The organism is Anaerostipes sp. PC18 (assembly GCF_039789045.1).
GTDB classification, from domain to species: domain Bacteria; phylum Bacillota; class Clostridia; order Lachnospirales; family Lachnospiraceae; genus Anaerostipes; species Anaerostipes hominis.
The window spans coordinates 2348263-2369114 of sequence record NZ_CP121164.1 but is presented as its reverse complement, the minus strand read 5'-3'; the positions used below and the strand labels follow the sequence as shown (position 1 = coordinate 2369114).

At 44.7% G+C, this 20852-nt stretch carries 23 protein-coding genes; 19 read left to right on the top strand and 4 right to left on the bottom strand.

Annotated features, from left to right (window positions below):
* Positions 1 to 151 precede the first annotated feature (151 nt).
* The 3 genes from yqeC to P8F77_RS12860 are packed head-to-tail and all read left to right on the top strand — an operon-like array spanning position 152 to position 2098.
* A complete protein-coding gene (yqeC, locus tag P8F77_RS12870) occupies positions 152 to 847 on the top strand; it encodes a selenium cofactor biosynthesis protein YqeC (protein WP_024726909.1) in 696 nt (231 codons plus the stop codon).
* Positions 848 to 857: 10 nt separating this feature from the next.
* Positions 858 to 1616, top strand: coding sequence for a threonine/serine exporter family protein (locus P8F77_RS12865; protein ID WP_287519873.1), 759 nt, complete (start codon positions 858 to 860; stop codon positions 1614 to 1616).
* Positions 1613 to 2098: a threonine/serine exporter family protein gene (locus tag P8F77_RS12860; protein WP_287519875.1), complete on the top strand. Its 486-nt coding sequence runs from the start codon at positions 1613 to 1615 to the stop codon at positions 2096 to 2098. The genes P8F77_RS12865 and P8F77_RS12860 overlap by 4 nt, the downstream gene beginning before the upstream one ends.
* A 94-nt stretch (positions 2099 to 2192) precedes the next feature.
* On the opposite strand, the gene P8F77_RS12855 is transcribed toward P8F77_RS12860, so the two are convergent.
* Complete coding sequence (locus P8F77_RS12855) at positions 2193 to 3614, bottom strand: phospholipase D family protein (RefSeq protein ID WP_287519877.1); 1422 nt, start codon at positions 3612 to 3614, stop codon at positions 2193 to 2195.
* Positions 3615 to 3811: 197 nt separating this feature from the next.
* Here P8F77_RS12855 and P8F77_RS12850 point away from each other — a divergent pair, with 197 nt between their 5' ends.
* The 6 genes from P8F77_RS12850 (at position 3812) to P8F77_RS12825 (ending at position 8498) form a co-directional block, all read left to right on the top strand.
* The gene (locus P8F77_RS12850; RefSeq protein ID WP_287519879.1) at positions 3812 to 4270 is read left to right on the top strand and encodes a TetR/AcrR family transcriptional regulator; all 459 of its coding nucleotides are present in this window, start codon (positions 3812 to 3814) and stop codon (positions 4268 to 4270) included.
* Positions 4267 to 5157 (top strand): ABC transporter ATP-binding protein, encoded by an 891-nt coding sequence (locus P8F77_RS12845; protein ID WP_287519881.1) that lies wholly within the window; start codon positions 4267 to 4269, stop codon positions 5155 to 5157. The genes P8F77_RS12850 and P8F77_RS12845 overlap by 4 nt, the downstream gene beginning before the upstream one ends.
* Positions 5150 to 5959: an ABC transporter permease subunit gene (locus P8F77_RS12840; protein WP_287519883.1), complete on the top strand. Its 810-nt coding sequence runs from the start codon at positions 5150 to 5152 to the stop codon at positions 5957 to 5959. Before P8F77_RS12845 ends, P8F77_RS12840 begins: the two co-directional genes overlap by 8 nt.
* 81 nt (positions 5960 to 6040) lie before the next feature.
* Positions 6041 to 6916: a methionyl aminopeptidase gene (locus tag P8F77_RS12835; RefSeq protein ID WP_148459963.1), complete on the top strand. Its 876-nt coding sequence runs from the start codon at positions 6041 to 6043 to the stop codon at positions 6914 to 6916.
* An 11-nt stretch (positions 6917 to 6927) separates the two neighbouring features.
* Positions 6928 to 7914 carry an XdhC family protein gene (locus P8F77_RS12830; RefSeq protein ID WP_287519885.1) on the top strand — a complete coding sequence of 329 codons (987 nt, stop codon included), beginning with the start codon at positions 6928 to 6930 and terminating at the stop codon, positions 7912 to 7914.
* Between the two features lie 2 nt (positions 7915 to 7916).
* Complete coding sequence (locus P8F77_RS12825) at positions 7917 to 8498, top strand: nucleotidyltransferase family protein (RefSeq protein ID WP_287519887.1); 582 nt, start codon at positions 7917 to 7919, stop codon at positions 8496 to 8498.
* Between the two features lie 47 nt (positions 8499 to 8545).
* Here the strand turns inward: P8F77_RS12825 and P8F77_RS12820 are convergent, their stop codons facing one another.
* Genes P8F77_RS12820 through modA form a run of 3 tightly spaced genes read right to left on the bottom strand, consistent with a single transcriptional unit; the run spans position 8546 to position 11069 of the window.
* Positions 8546 to 9595, bottom strand: a complete 1050-nt coding sequence (locus P8F77_RS12820; RefSeq protein ID WP_287519889.1) for an ATP-binding cassette domain-containing protein — start codon at positions 9593 to 9595, stop codon at positions 8546 to 8548.
* The gene (gene modB / locus P8F77_RS12815; protein ID WP_024726920.1) at positions 9592 to 10275 is read right to left on the bottom strand and encodes a molybdate ABC transporter permease subunit; all 684 of its coding nucleotides are present in this window, start codon (positions 10273 to 10275) and stop codon (positions 9592 to 9594) included. The genes P8F77_RS12820 and modB overlap by 4 nt, the downstream gene beginning before the upstream one ends.
* A complete protein-coding gene (modA, locus tag P8F77_RS12810) occupies positions 10275 to 11069 on the bottom strand; it encodes a molybdate ABC transporter substrate-binding protein (protein WP_287519892.1) in 795 nt (264 codons plus the stop codon). Before modA ends, modB begins: the two co-directional genes overlap by 1 nt.
* 154 nt (positions 11070 to 11223) lie before the next feature.
* On the opposite strand from modA, the gene P8F77_RS12805 reads away from it, so the two are divergent.
* From P8F77_RS12805 to P8F77_RS12760, 10 genes are all read left to right on the top strand, one after another.
* Positions 11224 to 12975: a S8 family peptidase gene (locus tag P8F77_RS12805; protein WP_148459968.1), complete on the top strand. Its 1752-nt coding sequence runs from the start codon at positions 11224 to 11226 to the stop codon at positions 12973 to 12975.
* Between the two features lie 32 nt (positions 12976 to 13007).
* A complete protein-coding gene (locus tag P8F77_RS12800) occupies positions 13008 to 13523 on the top strand; it encodes a restriction endonuclease subunit S (protein WP_287519894.1) in 516 nt (171 codons plus the stop codon).
* Positions 13504 to 14175 carry a type I restriction endonuclease gene (locus P8F77_RS12795; protein WP_330625696.1) on the top strand — a complete coding sequence of 224 codons (672 nt, stop codon included), beginning with the start codon at positions 13504 to 13506 and terminating at the stop codon, positions 14173 to 14175. The genes P8F77_RS12800 and P8F77_RS12795 overlap by 20 nt, the downstream gene beginning before the upstream one ends.
* A gap of 87 nt (positions 14176 to 14262) precedes the next feature.
* The gene (locus tag P8F77_RS12790; RefSeq protein WP_330625697.1) at positions 14263 to 14742 is read left to right on the top strand and encodes a DEAD/DEAH box helicase family protein; all 480 of its coding nucleotides are present in this window, start codon (positions 14263 to 14265) and stop codon (positions 14740 to 14742) included.
* Positions 14743 to 14759: 17 nt separating this feature from the next.
* A complete protein-coding gene (locus P8F77_RS12785; protein WP_330625698.1) occupies positions 14760 to 15404 on the top strand; it encodes a hypothetical protein in 645 nt (214 codons plus the stop codon).
* Positions 15392 to 16147 carry a hypothetical protein gene (locus P8F77_RS12780; protein WP_330625699.1) on the top strand — a complete coding sequence of 252 codons (756 nt, stop codon included), beginning with the start codon at positions 15392 to 15394 and terminating at the stop codon, positions 16145 to 16147. The genes P8F77_RS12785 and P8F77_RS12780 overlap by 13 nt, the downstream gene beginning before the upstream one ends.
* Positions 16148 to 16163: 16 nt before the next feature.
* Complete coding sequence (gene rhuM, locus P8F77_RS12775) at positions 16164 to 16694, top strand: RhuM family protein (RefSeq protein ID WP_287519896.1); 531 nt, start codon at positions 16164 to 16166, stop codon at positions 16692 to 16694.
* Positions 16604 to 17251: a restriction endonuclease subunit S gene (locus tag P8F77_RS12770; RefSeq protein ID WP_287519898.1), complete on the top strand. Its 648-nt coding sequence runs from the start codon at positions 16604 to 16606 to the stop codon at positions 17249 to 17251. Before rhuM ends, P8F77_RS12770 begins: the two co-directional genes overlap by 91 nt.
* 31 nt (positions 17252 to 17282) lie before the next feature.
* Positions 17283 to 18884: a type I restriction-modification system subunit M gene (locus P8F77_RS12765; RefSeq protein ID WP_287519900.1), complete on the top strand. Its 1602-nt coding sequence runs from the start codon at positions 17283 to 17285 to the stop codon at positions 18882 to 18884.
* A 471-nt stretch (positions 18885 to 19355) separates the two neighbouring features.
* Positions 19356 to 20735: an MATE family efflux transporter gene (locus P8F77_RS12760; protein WP_287519902.1), complete on the top strand. Its 1380-nt coding sequence runs from the start codon at positions 19356 to 19358 to the stop codon at positions 20733 to 20735.
* The last annotated feature ends 117 nt before the right edge of the window (positions 20736 to 20852 follow it).

Below are 20852 nucleotides of genomic sequence, written 5' to 3'. Positions count from 1 at the left end.
AATAAAAAATATGAGTTAAGCTACAAATAATGAACAATCATAAGTACACCCATAGGGCACACCGTATTTTATACCCTTCGGGTGGACGCGTTCCGCGCAATAAGCTAAAGTAAAAGGGAGGTTAGAAAATAAAACTTGGGAGAAACTAAGAATGAAAAGGATAGGAAAAGAGGAGCCGCTGTCCGAAGCCTTTGGAATCCGCGACGGTATCCTTTCCGTAGTGGGAGCCGGGGGAAAGACGACATCGGTATTTAAGATCGCAGGAGAACAGGAAGAGATGGGAAAAAGGGTCCTGGTGACGACCACCACTCACATGGAAATTCCGGGGAGGGAGACCGTGCTTTCCGGAGATGCGGATGATATTATACCGAGACTGAAGCCGGGCCGGACCGTTACAGCAGGACTTCGTGACGGAGAAAAGATGAAGGGGCTGCCAAAAGAAGTCTTTAAGGCAGCCTCCTCTTTTGCTGACGTTACCATAGTGGAGGCGGACGGAGCAAAGAGAATGCCGGTAAAGGCCAGAAATGAAACAGAGCCGGTCATACCGGAGGAAACGGACCAGATTCTGATCGTGGCAGGGATGAGTGCTCTCGGGAACCCAATAAAGGATGTGTGCCACCGGCCGGAACACGCGTGTAAAATTCTTGAAAAATCTGATGAAGAATTTCTTAATTATGAGGATATTATGAAGCTGATCCGTATGGAATATGTTATAATGCTCAGAAAACAATACCCGGATGCGGACCTTCTTATTCTGCTGAACCAATGTGACACAAAGGAGCGGATGGATCAGGCTGCCCGCATCGGTATCTGTTTTGACAGCCAATATCCGGTCATTTTACGTTAGAGGAGTTCACATGTTTTTAAAGCAGGTATTGATCCAGGCCATGGATCTCGGAAAAATGATGTTGATAAGCGGAGCCGGTGTTTCCAGAGTGGAAGACACTATCGAGCGCATCTGCCTTGCATACGGGGCGAGGGAAGTTGAGGCGTTTACGATCACATCCAGCATAGTGGTCACGGTGACTACGGAAGACGGAGATGTGTTTACCCAGACTAAAAGAATTAAATACTACAAGACGGATTTTCATAAATTAGACCGGTTAAATGATCTTTCCAGATATGTGTGCAGGGAGAAGCCGGATATTTCTTATCTGGAGGAAAAGCTTTCGGACATTCGTCAGGAGCACATTTACAGCCTGTCGGTGCAGTGTCTGATTGCATCTCTGATCGCAGGAACATTTGCAGTCTTTTTCGGCGGAGGATTTGTGGAAGGGATCATAGGGGCCCTATGTGGTGCGGCAGTCTGGTGGCTGATGGCTTTTCTTCAAAAGCTGGATTCCAATATTATGTTTTCAGACTTTACTGCAGCTTTTATGGTGGCCACTATTGCATATATACTGGCGCATCTGGGGGCCACCAGAGATTACGGCACGATCATCATAGGAAATATCATGCTTCTTGTACCCGGGGTGGCTTTTGTCAATTCTATCCGGGATATTATAGGAGGAGACGTGATGGCGGGTATGATACGGCTTTGTGAGGTGGTGGTGACAGCGGTATTTCTTGCGGCAGGTTCCTTCACCGCGCTGGTATTATGGGGAGGTATCTTATGATAACACAGGCGATCCAGGTTCTTTCTTCGTTTATCGGAGCTCTCGGCTTTTCTATTTTATTTAATGTGAGAGGAAAGAAGTTATTTTTTGCCGGTTTGGGGGGGCTTGTCTCATGGACGGTCTATCTGGTCATTGCTTCTTTGACCACGAGTACATTTCTGCCGAACTTCGTCGCATCCATGGCGGCGACCGTTTATGCGGAGGCACTTGCCAGACTGGCCAAGAGCCCAGCCACTATATTTTTGATCGGGGCCATCATTCCCCTTGTGCCGGGAGGGCAGCTTTACTATACGATGAATTATGCAGTTGCAAAAAACTGGGGGCTGTTTGCCATGTATGGGCAGAGAACCCTGATCATCGCCATGGCAGTGTCCGGTGGGATTATGATGGTATCCTCCGTATACCGATTGTACAATGGCCTGGTATTCAGCCGGGTCAAAAAGAAGAAACAGACAGGCAAAAAAGAAAACAATCCCGAATGACAGGGGTTGTTTTTTTCTCAGGAAAGACCTTGTCACGCTAGTGCATGAAAGTCTTTCCCGAGTGATGAAGCGGGCTTGCCCACTTTCTTCTCCGCTACGCTAAGTATCGGAAAAGCTGAATAAACAGGGAACTGAATTTAAACAGCAGCTTTTTGGAATTCTCTGGTTCTTTTTGGGTCACTCCCTGTTTCGGAAAATACTGTTCTTTTTTATTTATTTCAAGGGACTGGTCCTTCAACTTGTCCATGTTTGCTCTGAGTTCTCTGTTTAATTCGGGGCTGTCCAGCACGAGCATAGTCTCAGTGTCCAGATATGTGCTCCTCATGTCAAAGTTATAGGAGCCGATCACTGACAGCCGGTCATCGATGGCAATGGACTTGCCGTGGCAGGAGTGGTCTCCGAAAAATTCGTAGACCCTGGGGCCTGTTTTAAGGACCTTTGAACGGTTTCTTGTATAGTCTGAGGAAGCGATGAAATTATCACCCACGGCTGTGGAGTTCACCAGCATTTCTACGTTCGGGACTTTCCCGGTCAGTTCCTCCATTCCCTTATACATATCTTTGGAGAAAACCGCATATGGTGTCTGGATCGTGACGTCTTTTTTTGCAGTCAGCATGAGCTGCTGCATCGTATACCACACATAAGGCTCCTTATTGCCGATATGGACCGGGTTTGTCACAAAGGAAGCCTTTTTTACAGGAACGGTCTGTTTTACCCAGTCCGTTTTCGAAGGAAGCTTCTTTTTAATGGACTGGTAACGACGAGAGAGATATTTGATCTCACTCTTTGTCTTTTCTCTCTGGGGATCTCCCTCAAAAACTGTCTTGCAGTCTGAGGAATTCCAAACTCTTTTAAAATAAGAAAGGACCTGTGGAATAGCCCCGTTCTTTTGTTCCGGTTTTTTGGAATACAGAAGCACTTCCCGGTCATAGCCGATGCTTCCCCGGCTGTCATCTCCGATGAAATAGTCAAACATGTTCCGCCCTCCCATCAGAAGGAGCGAATCGTCCGCAACAACATACTTGTCATGAAGCCTTCCATTGATTGTCCACGGCTTTAAAAAATTCGGTTCGTTATAAAACCGGATTTCTATGTTTGGATGGCTTCCTGCTGCCTGGAATACTGATTTGCCGTTCATGTGCAGCATTCCGTAGAGCCCGTCCACTAAAATCTGTACTTTGACCCCGCGGTCGGCGGCATTAATGAGAGCCGCAAATGTATCGTCAGTGCTCTTTCCTTCCCGTATGTCGAAGGTAGAGATGATGATGTTCTTTTTTGCTTCCCGGAACATGGCAAGTCTTGTGTCCAGAGCGCCCATGTTTGTCTCGACTATGCCGGCCCGCTCCCTGCCGGGGCCCGAACCGTAAAACGCCGGGACATCGACTGTTTTTTTGTAGGAATCGCTAACTGTCTTCTGGAATGCAAAGGGCAGGCATGCCCCTGCCGCCTCATAAAGAAGGATCAGCAGTATGAAAAGCAGAATCCATCTGCCTGTTTTTCTTTTTGTCTTCGTCATATGTTCACCTTTTTCTTTCGCATATTTTTCATCTATTGTACCGCACCGGATATGGTTTTACAATATTCCAAAAAAATGAGCTTTACAGCTTTGGCCTTATCTTTGTTTCTGGATAATACAGGGGGTTGTTTTTTTGAGTCAATGGCATATAATCAAACTAACTCATGAACCGGAACAGTCAATGGAAGGAGGCTGTTTTGAACGAAAAGTTTTTGAAACTTCCCGAAGAAAAACAAAGAAAGATCATTTATGCGGCGATCCGGGTATTTGCGGAGAAAGAATATAAGCATGCCTCCACAGACAGGATGGCAGAACTGGCCGGCATATCAAAGGGACTGCTGTTCTTCTACTTTAAGAATAAAAAATCATTGTATCTTTATGTCTATGATTATCTGATTGGCCTGATCGTGAGGCAGCTGGAGGATATGGATTTCAAAGAAGAACATGACTTTTTTAAACTGTTTGAACTTTCGATACGGGTGAAATCCACTCTGCTGAAGGATAACCCATATATCCACGGGTTCCTTCTGAAGGCCAGATATGAAGAAAATGAGGCGGTGTGCAGAAAAGATTTTGATCTTGACCGGGTGTGCGAAGACTATGAGCGCTGGATGGACTGGATAAAGAAAAGCGTCTACCGAAAGGAGTATCTATGAATACGATTGAAATGAAACACCTGACAAAGGATTATGGAAATCAGAGGGGTATCTTTGATGTCTCATTTTCCGTGAAAAAGGGAGAAGTGATGGGATTCCTCGGTCCCAACGGAGCCGGAAAGACTACGACGATCCGACATCTCCTTGGATTTTCCACCCCGAATTACGGAACCTGTACGATCAACGGAATGGACTGTTTTCATAAGGCAAAGGATATTCACAGATCCCTCGGTTATCTGCCGGGAGAGATCGCATTTATGGATGATATGACGGGAAAGCAGTTTCTGAAGTTCGCCGCGGACCTGAAAGGCATGAAGAATAAGGGCAGGATGCAGGAGCTCATGGATATGTTTTCTCTGGACCCGGGAGGCAGGATCAAAAAAATGTCCAAGGGAATGAAACAGAAGATCGGCATTGTATGTGCATTCATGGATTCTCCGGATCTCTACATATTGGATGAACCTACGAGCGGGCTGGACCCTCTGATGCAGAATCAGTTTGTGGAACTGATCCTGGAGGAAAAGAAGAGGGGAGCGACGGTTCTCATGTCCTCCCATATGTTCGAGGAGGTGGAGAGGACCTGTGACCGCACGGCGATCATCAGAGAAGGAAGGCTTGTCGCCGTGGAAGACATGGGAACACTTGGAAAGAGCAAGCAGAAGGTCTTTACGGTCACCCTGGGTTCGAAAGCGGAGGCAGAGGCATTTTCCAGGGAGATGAACGGGGTGAGGCAGACCGGGGAGAACCGGGTCACGGTCGGTGTCAGGGGAGAACTCTCGGAGTTCATCAGATGTTTAGGAAAATACCGGGTCTTAAACCTGGCGGAACAGAAGCAGACCCTGGAAGACTTGTTCCTGCATTTTTACGGAGGTGATTCTCATGAATAATATATTTGTCATGCCGCTCTTGAAACGGGAAATAAAATCCAATTACAAAGTGTTTCTGATCATCGCAGCCGTGGCCTCCATGTATATCAGCGTCATGGTCTCCATGTTTGAACCCGATCTCGGGAAAATGCTGGCGGAGTTTGAAAAGGCGATGCCGGGGCTCATGTCAGCCGCAGGGATGACAAATCCCGGGACGACTCTTCAGAGCTTTTTAAAAACCTATTTATACGGCTTTTTTATGTTTGTGCTGCCTATGATATATGAGCTGTTTACTGCCAATAAGCTGGTGGCCGGATATGTGGACAGGGGTTCTATGGCATCCATCCTCTCCGCGCCTCATTCCAGGAGAAAAGTCGTCCGAACACAGGGGTTCTTCCTGACAGCCAGCGTGTGCCTGATGATCTTATATATCACGGTGCTGGGCATTGTCTGCTCTGAGATGATGTTTCCGGGGGACTTGGGAATCGCAGAATTTCTCAGTTTAAATGCGGGTCTGCTCTGTCTTCATATATGTATCAGCGGATTTTTCTTTTTTATGTCCTGTATCTGCAATGATACTCGCAGGTCCACAGGTATTGGAGTCGGAGTATTTCTTGTTTTTTATCTTGTACAGATGCTCTCAAATATGGGGGATAAGCTGGAAAATCTCAAATATGCCACAATTTTTACTTTATTTGATGGAGATGCTCTTTTAATAGGAGAAAGCCGGGCAATTGTCATGTCAGGGATTCTGCTGATGATTGGGATTCTGTTTTTTGAATTGGGGAAATACCGGTTTCAAAAAAGAGATCTGCCGCTTTGACAGAAGATATTTTCTTAACACGGCAGGACTCCAGTGATATAATAGGGGACAGAAAACAAATTTTAGAAAAGAGGAACTGACATGTTAGGAAAATTGGGAAGAAATGATGCCTGCTGGTGCGGCAGCAATAAGAAATATAAAGCCTGCCATATGGCTTCGGACGAAAAAATAGAGGCATTCGCGCGGCAGGGACATATTGTGCCGCCGAGATTTATTCTCAAAAACAGGGAACAGATCGAAGGAATCCGAGAAAGCGGAAAGATCAATACCGCAGTCCTCGACTATGTAGCAGAACATATCAGGGAAGGAATGACCACAGAGGAGATCGACCGGCTGGTTCACGATAAGACTGCGGAACTTGGGGGTATCCCGGCTCCTTTGGGATATGAAGGTTTCCCGAAAAGCGTATGCACTTCCATCAATGAGCAGGTGTGCCATGGCATCCCTTCTGAGGATATTGTGCTGAAGGACGGAGATATCATCAATGTGGATGTGTCAACGATCTATCATGGATATTTTTCGGATTCATCAAGGATGTTCTGCATCGGAAATGTAAGTGATGAAAAGAAGAAGCTTGTGGATGTGACGAAAGAGTGTGTGGAACTTGGGCTTGCACAGGTGAAACCGTGGGGCTTCATGGGAGACATGGGCCAGGCGGTCCACGATCACGCAGTCAAGAATGGATATTCGGTCGTGCGGGAGATCGGCGGACACGGTGTCGGGCTGGAGTTTCACGAGGAGCCGTTTGTCAGCTACGTCACGAAAAAGGGCACGGAGATGCTTTTGGTCCCGGGCATGGTATTCACCATTGAACCCATGGTCAACATGGGAACCGATGAAGTCTACACTGATGGAGGAGATAACTGGAGCGTCTACACGGCAGACGGCCGTCCGTCCGCCCAGTGGGAGATCCAGGTGCTCGTGACAGAGACGGGATATGAAGTACTGGCTTATTAGGAGGTGTCTGTTTGTCTGCATATGAATTGTTGTTTGAAATGCTCGGAGAGAGGGGAAAAGTTTTGAGTGCCACCATTTTCTCCGGCCCGATGGCAGGAGAAAAATGTATTTACACTCAGGAGGAGATGCATGGAGAGCATTTCTGGAAGGAATTTCTTCCTGAACTCAGGAGGGTGGAGCAGACAGAGACTGTTTCGATTGGGAAACGTGAGATTTTTGTGGAGCTCTTTCAAAAAGCCCCCAGGCTCGTTATTTTAGGAGGAGGCCATGTGTCACAGCCGGTCTGCCAGATCGGAAAGATTCTTGGATTTGACATAACGGTGGTGGATGACAGAGAAGAGTTTGTCACGAAAGACAGGTTTCCGTGGGCAGACCGGCTGCTCTGCTGTGATTTTGACTGTTTGCCGGATGAACTGTTCAGATATGAGAATACATTTTATGTGGCGGTGACCAGGGGACATCAGGGAGACCGGGCCTGCGCAAGAAAGGTCTTATCTCATCCCCATGCGTATTTCGGCATGATCGGCAGCCGCACGAAAGTAAAGATTACAAAAGATGCCCTGTTAGAAGAAGGGTTATCCGGCGAGAAGGTAGAGTCCATGCACTCACCGATCGGTCTGCCCCTTGGTGGACAGCTGCCGGAGGAGATCGCCGTGAGTATCATGGCAGAGATCGTGAAAGAAAAGAACCGCCGCCATACCGGCTTTGCGGATATGGATGTGGCAAATGCGGTCCTTGGAGGAGAACACGGAGTCATGCTGACGATACTTTCAAAGAGTGGATCTTCTCCGAGAGGGACAGGAAGCAAGATGTTCCTGGGAGAAGGAGGAACATCTTATGGAAGCATCGGGGGAGGCAGCGTCGAATATACCGCATGCAGGGATGCCGGACACGTATCTGGCGTACAGGTAAAGGAATATGACCTCTCGGCAAAAGATGCCTCTGACCTTGGAATGATCTGCGGCGGGCATGTCCGGGTCCTGTTTGAAAGGATATAGAGATGAAGATTCACATGATCCTGCTGGCCGCAGGGTTTGGCCGCCGCTTTGGGTCCAATAAGCTTTTATATGAGATCGGCGGTAAACCTATGTACAGGCACACACTGGATGTGATGCTTTCGCTGGCCCGGGAATTGAAAGACGCAGACGTGACTGTGGTGACCCGCTATGAAGAAATTTACCTGGATGCAAAAGAGAGCGGTGTGCTCTGCCTGATGAACCGGCACAGCGAACAGGGGATATCATCCTCTGTTCAGATCGGGCTGAAAGCCAATCTGCATCCGCGGGAGGATGCATACTATCTTTTCTTTACGGCTGACCAGCCGGAACTGAAAGAGGAGACGGTCAGGAAATTCCTGTCTGCTTTTTTGCGGGCGGGAAAAGGAATCGGCTGTCTCTCGGAAGATGGAATTCCGAAAAACCCGTGTGTGTTTCACAGCTGTTACGTGAAGGAACTTCTCTCCATACAGGGAGACCGGGGAGGCAAGCAGGTCGTAAGAAGCCATTCTGAAGATGTGTTTATATTTGAGGCCGGAGGACAGGAACTGAGGGATATCGATACATTGGATCAGCTGGAAAATTAAAAAGTGGATTTTACAAAGGATAAAAGCCGTGTAAAATCCACTTTTGTTTATCTCATAAAAAGAAATTTGTCTTTCGGAAACCTGAGAAAGATCGTATCCTTTTTTATCTGGTCGTTCCAGAGAGTTTTAGGTAGTTCAAAGCGCAGTCCCGTCCAGTCTCCGGACTTTTTATTCTGCTTTTCCCGAAAGAGAAGAATCATGGAAAAGGTATCTTCAATGATGTCCGTAACCGTACATTCTATCGTGTTGGGCAGAGACGCATCCAGTTCGATGGAAAAGTAATGGGCCCGGAAACCGGCGTATCTGATATCTTTTGGAACAGGGACGGAAGATGTCAGGACAATGTTCCAGTCGGACGCAAAAAATGTGTGGTCATCGATATACTCTGCATGAGAAATATTTTTGCATCCTGTAAGAAGCGCGGCTTCCAGAGATTCCGGATTCTGAAACAATTCTTTTTTGCGCTGTACGGTCTTTAGGCGGCCATTTCCCATGACGGCGATCCGGTCGGACATCCGGTAGACTTCGTCTCTGTTGTGCGAGACGAACAGGGCGGTTCCGGGAAAGTCCCGTATGATGTGCATCAGTTCCTGCTCCAGCTGCCATTTCAGATAATCATCCAAAGCCGAAAAAGGTTCGTCCAGCATGATCAGAGAAGGCCTGGATGCCAGCATCCTTGCCAGGGCCGTGCGCTGCTGCTGGCCGCCGGAAAGCTGGGAGGGATAATGGTCTTCGAGGCCGGATAAATAGAACTTTTCAACCCATGAGCCTACAAAAGACCTGTCCCTGGAAGTCAGCCCACAGGCAATATTTTCACGCACCGTCATGTGGGGAAATAAGGCATAAGTTTGAAACAGATATCCTATCTTCCGGTCCCTCACGGGCAGATTGATACGCTTTTGGGAGTCAAATAAAACTCTGCCGTCCAGAACGATCCGTCCCCGGTCCGGTGTCTCGATTCCGGCAATACATTTCAGAGTCAGGCTTTTTCCACAGCCCGAAGCCCCCAGAATAGAAAGTATTTCATTGCCTGCTTCAAAAGAAGTCCTAAGATGAAACCCAGGCAGATGTTTTTCAATATCTACATAAAGACTCATTTTGCTGCTCCTTTCCGCCGTGCAAAGCGCACCTGGAAAGATGTACAGAAGTTCATGGCGAGCATCATCACAAAGGAAAAACAGACGATGATCATGACCCAGAGATAGGCACTCTCACGGTCGCCTGCCTGCACTGCCGTGTATACGGCTACGGACATGGTCTGGGTTTTTCCGGGGATATTGCCTGCGATCATGATGGTGGCTCCGAACTCGCCGAGAGCCCTTGCAAAGGAAAGAATTGTTCCTGCAAGGATGCCCGGCCATGCCAGGGGGATGATGATCTTTCGGAATATTTTTCCCTCTGTCATTCCCAGGGTCCTGGCTGCATACAGATATTCCTGATCGATCTGTTCAAAGGCGCCGCGGACCGTGCGGTACATCAGCGGAAATGAAACTGCAGTTGAGGCGATGACCGCACCCTGCCAGGAAAATATAAAGGAAAACCCAAACTGAGAAAAGAACTGCCCTACCAGGCTGTTTTTTCCGAAAGCCAGCAGCAGGAAAAAACCGACGACTGTTGGGGGCAGGACTAAAGGCAGAGTAAACAGGCCGTCGATGACAGCCTGTCCGTGTTTCAGCTTTACAACGGTCCGGGCAGCACAGATACCCAGTACAAAGGTAAATATGGTAGCCGGAAGAGCTACTTTTAGAGAAATCCACAGTGGTGACAGATCGAACATTATTTTATCCTTTGGAAGCCGTAAGACTCGAACAGCTTCAGTATTTCATCGGTTTTTAAGTAATCTACAAACTTCTGGGCTTCTTTCTGATGTCTGCTGTCTTTTAACACGGCCACCGGATAGATCACAGGGTCGGCGGCTTTCTTCGGAGCCTCACAGACTACTTTGATCTTCTTCGATATTTTCGCATCCGTCATATAGACGACTCCGCAGTCCACTTCGCCGCTTTCTACCCATGTGAGAACCTGGCGGACATCGCTTCCATAGTTTGCCTTCTTCTTTATTTTATCCAAAATGCCAAGTTTTTGAAAGACTCCTTCTGAATATTGTCCGACCGGGACTGCTTTTGGCTCACCCAGTGCCACTTTTTTTACGCCTGAATCTGCCAGGTCTTCAAAGGTTTTAACGGATGTCTTGCTGCCTTTTGGGACGATCAGTACAAGCTTGTTTTCCAGCAGATTCGTGCGGGATTTTTTATTGATCAGGTTCTTTTTTGAGAGAGCATCCATCTGTTTTTGGGCAGCCGACATAAAAACATCTGCGTCCGCGCCCTCTTCAATTTGTGTCTGAAGTGCGCCGGAACTCCCATAGGAAAAGCGGAGTTCTACATTGGGTTCCTTTTCTTTATATTTCTCGGCGATGTCCTCTGTCACATCCGTAAGACTGGCGGCTGCGGGAATGGTCAGTGTGGCAGTTTTTTTTTCGGAAGTATTTTTGTCTTCGGAACTGCATCCGGACAGGGCCGCAGTTCCCAGCACTGCGGCAGCCAGCACAGCAAATATTTGTTTTTTCATTTAATATTGTATCCTCCTGTACTTCGTTTTTACATCTTTACTTTACCTGAAAAAGGAAAGCTGTTTTATTTGAAAAGTAAATAAAAGGTTGAAACTTCTTTTGGGAGGGAGACGCTGCGGTGAAATTCCAGCTATTCATAGATAAAAACTATAAATGAGTGAGGAGGCCGGGTTCATAGATTCAAATAACAGGGAAATTGCGGGGATTGATATGGACGAAAAAATAGAAAATCAGCTGAACCTTTCTCTGAGTCTGACTCCTGAAGAGCGGGAGAAGAGCAGAGACTTGGATGTGGGTTATGACAGGCAGCAGAATCTGTGGGAATTGATCATCAGGTATATCGGTGATATTAGTCAAATTCCGGTTCCGGAAGGGGGAAGACTGGAAGCCTTGAGCAATGAATATGCCATAGTTTATCTGCCTGAGGAATCTATCGATACTTTTTCAAATCTTCCTCAGGTTATTTATATGGAAAAGCCTAAGAACCTTCTGCTGAGCGATCAGGCTGGGATTGCGGCCTCCTGCATCCTGTCAGTAAGGGATGGACAAAAGGGTCTCCACGGCGATGGAACTTATGTGGCCGTGATCGACACGGGCATTGATATTTTTCATTCGGATTTCATCGATGACCAGGGGAATACGGTGATTGAAACTTTGTGGGATCAGACGATTCCGGGACATCCGCCGGAAGGCTTCTATGAGGGAAGTGTATACACAAGGGAGGATATTAACCGCGCGCTGAAGGCACCGGCGGCAGAGGGCAGGGATATTGTACTAAGCAGAGATACTAACGGGCACGGGACCCATGTGGCTTCCATCTGTGCGGGAAGACAGGGAGTTGCAGACAGAGCCTCTCTGATCGTGGTGAAGCTTGGAAATGCGACGGAACAGGGCTTTCCCAGAACGACACAGCTGATGACGGCTCTGGAGTATGTGATCCGTTACGCTGAGACAAAGGGAAAGCCGGTCAGCGTAAATTTAAGTTATGGGAATAATTACGGAGACCACAGGGGAAATACTCTGCTTGAAACATATATCAGCCAGATGGCCGGTCAGTGGCAGACTGCCGTCTGCATCGGAACAGGCAACGAGGGAGCATCAGGCAGGCACAGACAGGGATGTTTAAGGCAGCCGGAAGATGTGATCTTTGCAGTGGCGCCTTACGAACAGAGCCTGAACCTGCAGCTGTGGAAAAACTATGTGGATGAATTCAGATTGTGGCTTCAAAGTCCCTCAGGAGAGCGAAGGGAGATTCAGGACCAGGAGGGAAGGACTGACTACCGGTTTGGGACGACAACGGTCTATGTCTATTATGGCTCTCCGACTCCGTATAACAGGCTTCAGGAAATCTATTTTGCCTTTGTACCGCAGGGCGGCGAAATCGAGAGCGGTCAGTGGACCATTGTGATGGAACCGGGAAGGATCGTCAGGGGGGACTATTACATGTGGCTGCCTGTATCCGCCGGGACCAATGAGGGAACCAGATTTTTAGAACCCAGCCTGGATCTGACGCTGACGATTCCTTCTACGGCAAGAAGTGTTATATCTGTGGGAGCCTACGATGTATTTTATAATTCTTATGCATCTTTTTCCGGAAGGGGAGACCTGAATATCTGCATGGAAAAACCGGATGTCACGGCACCGGGAGTGGGAATTCTGGGGGCAAGTCCCGGCGGCGGGAATACAAGAATGAGTGGAACTTCCATGGCAACGCCGTTTGTGACGGGCAGCGCGGCTCTTTTGATGGAGTGGGGGATTGTGAGAGGGAATGATCCCTTTTTATACGGAGAGAAGATCAAAGCATATCTGCAGAAGGGAGCAAGGGAACTTCCTGGATTTAGTGAGTATCCGAATTCGCAGGTGGGGTATGGAAAACTGTGTGTGAGGGACAGTCTGCCGATATAGAGTCTGTTTGAAAAAAGTCGGGGGAAAGGGGAATGACAGGAATAAAACGGGACAGTAAAGGAAATGATTTGACAGATGACTTGGTAGGGATAAATTTATTATCAGGGGAACCGAAAAAGATTAGAACCAGAGACGAAGTGTCTATAGTATTCCCGCAGGATATCATATTCAGTTTAATATCAGGTACAGCAAGCATAGTTGGAAAAGACCATCAAGGTTACTTGTATACACAGAATTATGTTAGAGTAAAACCCGATAAAAATATCGCTCCTAAATATTTGATCTATTTGCTAAATGAAAATAGAGCCATTAGAAAACAATTTCAATTAGGCTTACAAGGGACGACCGTTTTAAAATATACATTAGCCCAGTTAAAAGAAATTGAACTTCCATCTTTGCCGTCGTTACATGAGCAGCAAATAATCGGAGAAGTTTATTTCAAACAGTTACGGGTGCAGGCTTTGAGAAAACGGGTGGCAGATTACAAGATGACAGTTTTACTGAACAAATTAGAGGGGGTACTAGAGGATGAAAGAAGCTCAGTTTGAATCAGAATTAATTCAATATCTTTCAGGTGAAACAGATACAGATGTTGCAAAAGCTTCTGTTATGTGGGAAACACCAAGTTATATTGTAAAAACAAAATTTTGGGAATACAAGCCGGAAATAAAAACAACAGACGCACTTTGGGAGAATTTCAAGCAAATTCTGGAACAGCATAACCAAAAAACGTTAGAGCATCCATTAAGTGTTGTAGAGTTTAACCAGGTTAAAAAGATTATAAGTAATCTGCATACACCATATAAAGCCGGGCAGTTTTTATATGGTTTAAATGGCGTTTCTCAAATAGAAATTGATTTGGATGATGGCAGACACGTGTTCCTGACCGTATTTGATCAAAAGCAAATTGGAGCAGGCGATACCATATACCAAGTGGTGTATCAAATAAAACGTCCGGCAGTTATAGCAGGAAAAAAGGATAGGATATTTGATACGACTTTGCTGATTAACGGACTGCCCATTATTCAAATTGAGGAAAAAAACGACCACCGGGATGTGGATGAGGCCTTAAATCAGATGGAACAGTATGTGGCCGAGAATCAATACCGGGATATCTATTCTACAGTACAGATATTGGTTGCCATTACTCCGAATAACGTGAAATACATGGCAAATACTACGGCGGATAAGTTCAATTAAGACTTTGCATTTCATTGGCAGAGACGGGAAGACAATACCATTGTCCGCAGCTGGAAAGAGTTTGCGGACAATGTGCTTAGTATTCCTATGGCACATCAGATGGCAACCAATTATATGATTCTGGACGGAACGAAGAATAAGGAAACGTTAAAGGTTATGCGTCCTTATCAGGTATATGCCACTCAAAAAGTAGTGGAAGGGATTAAACGGACAGATTTTGAAGCGGGAAATAACAAGATTGGGTATATATGGCATACAACAGGATCTGGCAAGACAATTACAAGCTTTAAGACTGCCTGGCTGGCAAGCCGTATGCCGAATGTGGACAAAGTCGTTTTTGTTGTAGATCGAATTGCTCTTACAAGGCAGACGAGTGAGGATTATAAGGCATATGACCCAGACGGTGAAATCGGCGATGAGACACGATTGGGAAGTGTCCGGGATACAAATAACACCAATGACTTAAGCCGCAAATTAAAAAGTAAAGATAATAATATTATAGTAACGTCTGTTCAAAAGCTGGGGACTCTGGTCAGCCGTAAGCTTTTAAGCAGTCCGCATGGATAGGATATACAGGGACGCCTATGTTTGATGAAAACGCTATAGGTATGAATACAGAGAGTATTTTTGGTCCGCTGCTTCACGCATATACCATTCGGGAAGCCATTGCGGATAGAAATGTACTGGGCTTTAAAGTAGACTTCGAGACAACAATTGATGAAGAGAAAATGAAGGAAGAATATCTTCCTGAATTTTATCGCCAACGATACCCTAAGTGGAGCGAGAAACAGATCAGAAATAAAATTCTAAATCTAACGGAAGAGGATATAGATGATGCGATAGAGCCCAGCTTCTATGATGAAAATATAGAGCACATAAAATTAGTGGTCGAAGATATATTCAAAAACTGGAAAAACCGTTCCGGCGAGGGAAAATATAATGCAATATTAACCACCCATGTAGGAGGCGGCAAAGCCAGTACACCAATGGCCATGATGTATTTTCGTGAATTTCAAAGAGTGAATAATAAGAATAAAAAACAAGGGAAACCGACATTAAAGGTGGCGATTACATATAGCCTTAATACCACAAATAATGACAGTCAGTTAGAGAGTAACCAGGGTCTAGAGCTATTACAAATCAATTTGAAAGGGTGCCGCCAAGTGAAAAAAAGAAAGAAGAAATGCTGCATCTGTTACGACAGTATAATAGCGGTATGGCAAAATTAAAACAGTATGCCCCGGAAGTAGTGGATGGGAAAGAGGAAGGCTTTGATTATGAACAGCCGGATCAACTGCTGAAGTCGCTGGGAATGGAGCCGGAAGAAGAGATTATGCTTACTACCGTTCTGAGTAATGAACTAAAACAGCAACTGGCAAAAGAGAAGAAAATATCAATTCACCAAATTGAGTTGAAGATGACACATGTAAAAGACATAAAGGTTGACTATGATTACTTGACAGAGCTTGTGGAGAAACTTCTGAATCAGGTTCATGAAAGAGATGAACAAGGAGCCTGTGAAACAAAAGAAAAGATTTACCAGTTTGCGAATGGACTGGAAAATAGAAGATATGCGGGGAAAATTATCAATGCTGCAGAAGCGATCGCAAAAGGATTGTATCCAACAGATCCGGATTTTAAGTATCCGGCCAAACTGAATGCGGGAAGTGAACAGATCATTCAGGAGGCAAACGACATAAGTCTGGATCGGTTATTACAGGAATTTAGAATCAAGTGGGGAATTATCGATGTTGTCACAAGCGCTGAAATGCGTACATTCTTCGCCCGCCATAAATATGGGATACAAGATTTAGATGATACCGGCAGAATTCGGGATATTATTGCAAAAGGAAGCAGAGATTATGCCGTTTTATCCCATGATAAAGAGATACAGTCACTTTCCAGAATAAAATACCGCAACAAATTAAGGGAAGCTATCTATGATCTTGCAGACAGATTAGTAGAGAACTAAGATAAAGGAAAACAATATGAATGAAATTGAGTTTTTAATGTATGAGGCAGATGCAAAAATAGAAGTCATAGTTAAGGATGAAACAATCTGGGCAACACAAAAAGCAATTGCAGGACTATTTGATGTAGGCGTACCGGCAATCAGTAAACATTTGAAAAATATTTTTGAATCGGGTGAACTGGATGAAAAAGTGGTTGTTTCCATTTTGGAAAATACCACGCGGCATGGAGCTCTGCAGGGGAAAACGCAGACAAAGAATGTAAAATACTATAATTTAGATGCGATTATATCGGTGGGTTATCGTGTGAATTCAATTAAGGCAACTAGATTCAGGGTGTGGGCAACGAACATTTTAAAAGAGTACATTCAAAAAGGATTCAAGATAGACGAAGAACGCATGAAACAAGGAAATACCCGGGATTTACGGACGAGTGGGAAGAGCGGAAGCTGGGGAAAATGGTTGATGTTCGCAGTGGTAAAGACTATAAGCACCTTAAAGAAGGTTCTATACCGGTCTATGGGACAGGCGGATACATGCTCAGCGTGAGTGAAGCATTATCATACTTGGAAGATGCAATAGGAATTGGAAGAAAAGGTACGATAGATAAACCGTATATCCTTAAAGCACCGTTTTGGACGGTAGATACACTGTTTTATGCGATTCCAAGAGATAGCAACGACCTGAACTTTGTGTTTGATATTTTTCAAAATATCAATTGGAAAAAGAAAGATGAGTCTACCGGAGTGCCGAGTTTGTCAAAAGCTGCAATCAATGAAATTGATGTTTTAACTCCTAAGACTATTGAGCAGAAAGTAATTGGAACCTTTTTTTACAACCTTGACCATCTTATCACCTTTCATCAGCTTAAGTCAGAGCATTTGCAAAAATTGAAGAAATCTTTACTTCAAAAATTGTTTCCTAAAAAAGGAGAAAAAGTTCCAGAACTTCGATTTCCCGGATTTACTGATACTTGGGAACAGCGTAAGTTGGGAGATGTGTTTCAAGAATATTCTGAAAAGAAACACGAGGAACTTCCAGTGTTAACAATTATTCAAGGAGGAAAAGATTTAAAAAAGGGCCTATTGCAGCAGATGTTTATATAAAATAGGAGAAATAGAAGAAAAGGAAGAAAAAATGTCAAATAACAATATTCAGACAATATCAAATAAATTATGGGCAATGGCAAATGAACTTAGGGGCAATATGGACGCAGCAGAATTCAAAAATTATATCCTTGCATTTATGTTTTACCGCTATTTGTCAGAGCATCAAGAAAAGTATTTAGCAAGATACGATATCATTGATATAGCCCCGGGACAGACTATTAACGAAGCATATAAGGAACAGGCATCAGGAGATGATTTGCCAGATTATCTGGAGGATATTTCTTCCAGCTTAGGATATGCTATTGAACCAGAGGACACATGGGCATCTTTAAATTATAAGATCGATGAGGCTCAGATTATCCCCAGTGATTATCAGACTATATTTGACAATTTTAATAGAAATGCTGAATTAAATATAGAGGCTTCCAGGGACTTCAGGGGTATATTTAACGATATAAATCTGGGGGATTCAAGACTTGGAAGTTCCACAACAGCGCGCGCTAAATCATTAAACAATATTGTGAAATTGGTGGATAGTCTGGAATATAAAAGTGATGATGGGAAAGATATCTTAGGTGAAGTATACGAATATCTTATCGGACAATTTGCAGCCAGCGCAGGCAAAAAGGGCGGCGAATTCTATACACCGCATCAAGTCAGCAAAATCTTAGCAAAAATAGTGACAGACGGTATTGCTGAATCGGACAAGACTTTTACCGTATATGATCCGGCTATGGGATCTGGTTCTTTACTATTGACGGTTCGTGATGAATTAGCAGGCGGTAATCGGCCGGGAGCAGTTAAATTTTATGGGCAGGAACTGAATACAACAACTTATAATCTGGCTCGAATGAATTTGATGATGCATGGTGTTTCGTTTAACAATATGAATTTAAATAATGCAGACACATTGGAAGCAGACTGGCCGGACGGTCCGGACGAAAAGGGTATTGATCAGCCAAGAAGTTTTGACGCCGTGGTAGCTAATCCACCTTACTCCGCAAAATGGGATAATAGAAAAACGAAATTAAAGGATGCAAGATTTAACGAATACGGAAAACTCGCACCGGCCTCTAAAGCAGATTTTGCATTTGTATTGCACAGTATTTACCATCTTAACAGTAGTGGTACAATGGCGATTGTCCTTCCTCATGGAGTTTTGTTCAGAGGAGCGGCAGAGGGGAAAATCAGGCAGGCAATTATTGAAAAAAATTACTTGGATACTGTAATTGGATTGCCTCCTAACCTGTTTTATGGGACAAGTATCCCGACAATTATATTGGTGTTAAAGAAAAACAGGAAAAAGAAGGATGTATTGTTTATTGACTCCAGCAAAGAGTTTGAAAAAGGGAAAAATCAAAACTACATCAGTGATGAAAATATAAATAAAATTTTAGAAACATACCGGGCACGTAAAGATGTCGATAAGTATGCCCATGTTGCATCTAATGAAGAAATAAAGGAAAATGAGTACAATCTAAATATTCCAAGGTATGTAGATACCTTTGAGGAAGAAGAACCTATTGATTTGCAGGAGGTAATCAAGCAAATAGAGGAAGATAATAAAGAAATTGAGCAGTTGGAAAGGGAAATTGCAGAGCAGCTTAAAATATTAGGGGTAGAAATATAATAAGATATCATTTTTCAGAGGTAAAAATGGTGCCATTTTTAGTAAAGGAAATGAAGTGAAGTGATTATTCCTGTTTCAGGGGAAACAGTAGCGGATATAGCAAGAGCGTCAACCGTTATAAAAAAGTGGAAGTTACTTTTTCATTTAGGGGATACTAAATTTATTTCTCTTAGTTCTTGTTCAATCAATCCAAATGTAATATAATTCCTAAGTGGAGCATTATACCCGGAGCAGTAAAATTAAAATAGCAGCACATACAAAAGATAAAGCTGTTCCGGGTATAATTTCCCATGAATGTACAGGCACAGATAAAAAGTCGGAGAAGGATTTTCATTTGTTTTTTTTGTTTCATGCTTGACAGCTTCTTTTACTATATGCTATTCTGTCCCTGCTGTAAAAAAGCTATATATTTTTCTGTTTCTGATCACAAACAGAAAAATATATAGCTTTTTTACATGGAAAGGAGAAATTATGGATACTATTGCAAACCCAATGGGTACGAAAAAGGTATTTCCTCTGCTGATTTCTATGGCCGTGCCTCCTATGATCTCAATGATGATCCAGTCGCTTTACAATATCGTAGACAGTATGTTTGCAGCCAGGCTTGGTGTGAATGCCATTACAGCCATCTCATTGGCCTATCCGCTGCAAAACCTCATCTTATCCGTCGGTGTAGGACTGGGAGTAGGCGTTAATGCCTGTATTGCCATGAGTCACGGAACAGGGGATACCAAAAGAGCAGATCAGGCAGCTGTCCACGGACTGGTGCTGGCCGGTCTTCATGCATTAGTTTTTATCGCATCCGGCCTTATGGGAATCCGTGCATATCTTGGAATGTTTACAAAGGACCCGGAAGTTCTGGCTCTTAGCAGCCAGTATACATATATTGTCGTGCTGCTGTCTGCCGGTTCCCTTGTTCACATATCGATCGAAAAGATTTTTCAGGCCATGGGAAACATGAAGGTGCCGATGTTCCTCCAGGGCATGGGTGCACTGATCAATATTATCTTAGATCCCCTGTTCATCTTTGGATGGGGCATCTTTCCCAAAATGGGAGTGGCCGGTGCAGCCATCGCTACGGTGATCGGACAGTGGAGCGCCTGTCTGCTCGCTGTTTTTCTGCTGTTTCGGAGAGAACATACCATCCATATCCGGTTTGGAGGATTTGCATTTGACAGAGAATTGCTGAAAAAAATTTATATGGTAGCAGTTCCGTCAGCCATCACCATGTCTCTGCCGTCCATATTGATCTCGATCCTGAACGGGATACTGGCTGGAATTTCAGAAGTGGGGATTGCAGTACTAGGCATTTATTTTAAAGTACAGACCTTCATCTACATGCCGTCCAACGGTCTGATCCAGGGGATGAGGCCCATCATCAGTTTTAACTGCGGGGCAGGAAGAGATGACAGAGTGAAAGAGATGATTAGGGACAGTCTTCTTGTCACCGGTGGGATTATGGCCGCAGGAACCGTCTTATTTGTTGTTTTTCCTGTGCAGATCATGGGATTGTTCCACGCAGGGGGTACGCTTCTTAAGATGGGAATCATGGCATTTAGGATCATCAGCATTGGTTTCCTGTTTTCTGCTGTGGGAGTAGTGTATTCCGGTGTCTTTGAGGCGCTGGGAAAAGGGAGTGCATCTCTGGCCGTGTCTACATTGAGACAGTTTTTCATCATTCCGGTTCTTTCTTTATTTCTGGTTTCTCGCATGGGGATCAATGGAATTTGGGCTTCTTTTCCGGCAGCAGAGGCGGCAGCGGCTCTGGCAGCAGTCCTTTTATACCGGAAATACAGCTATAAGAAGAAAAAAACTGAAGATATACAGAATGCTGTAAGAAGACGGCAATAAAAGATGACATTTTGGACAGTTTTCCGGATTGCTGTCTCAGAGATGTAAGATTTTCTGACTTTTATGAAAGCCTCTCCAGAAGTATCCATCGAACAAAAGAAGCCATTCAACGATCGT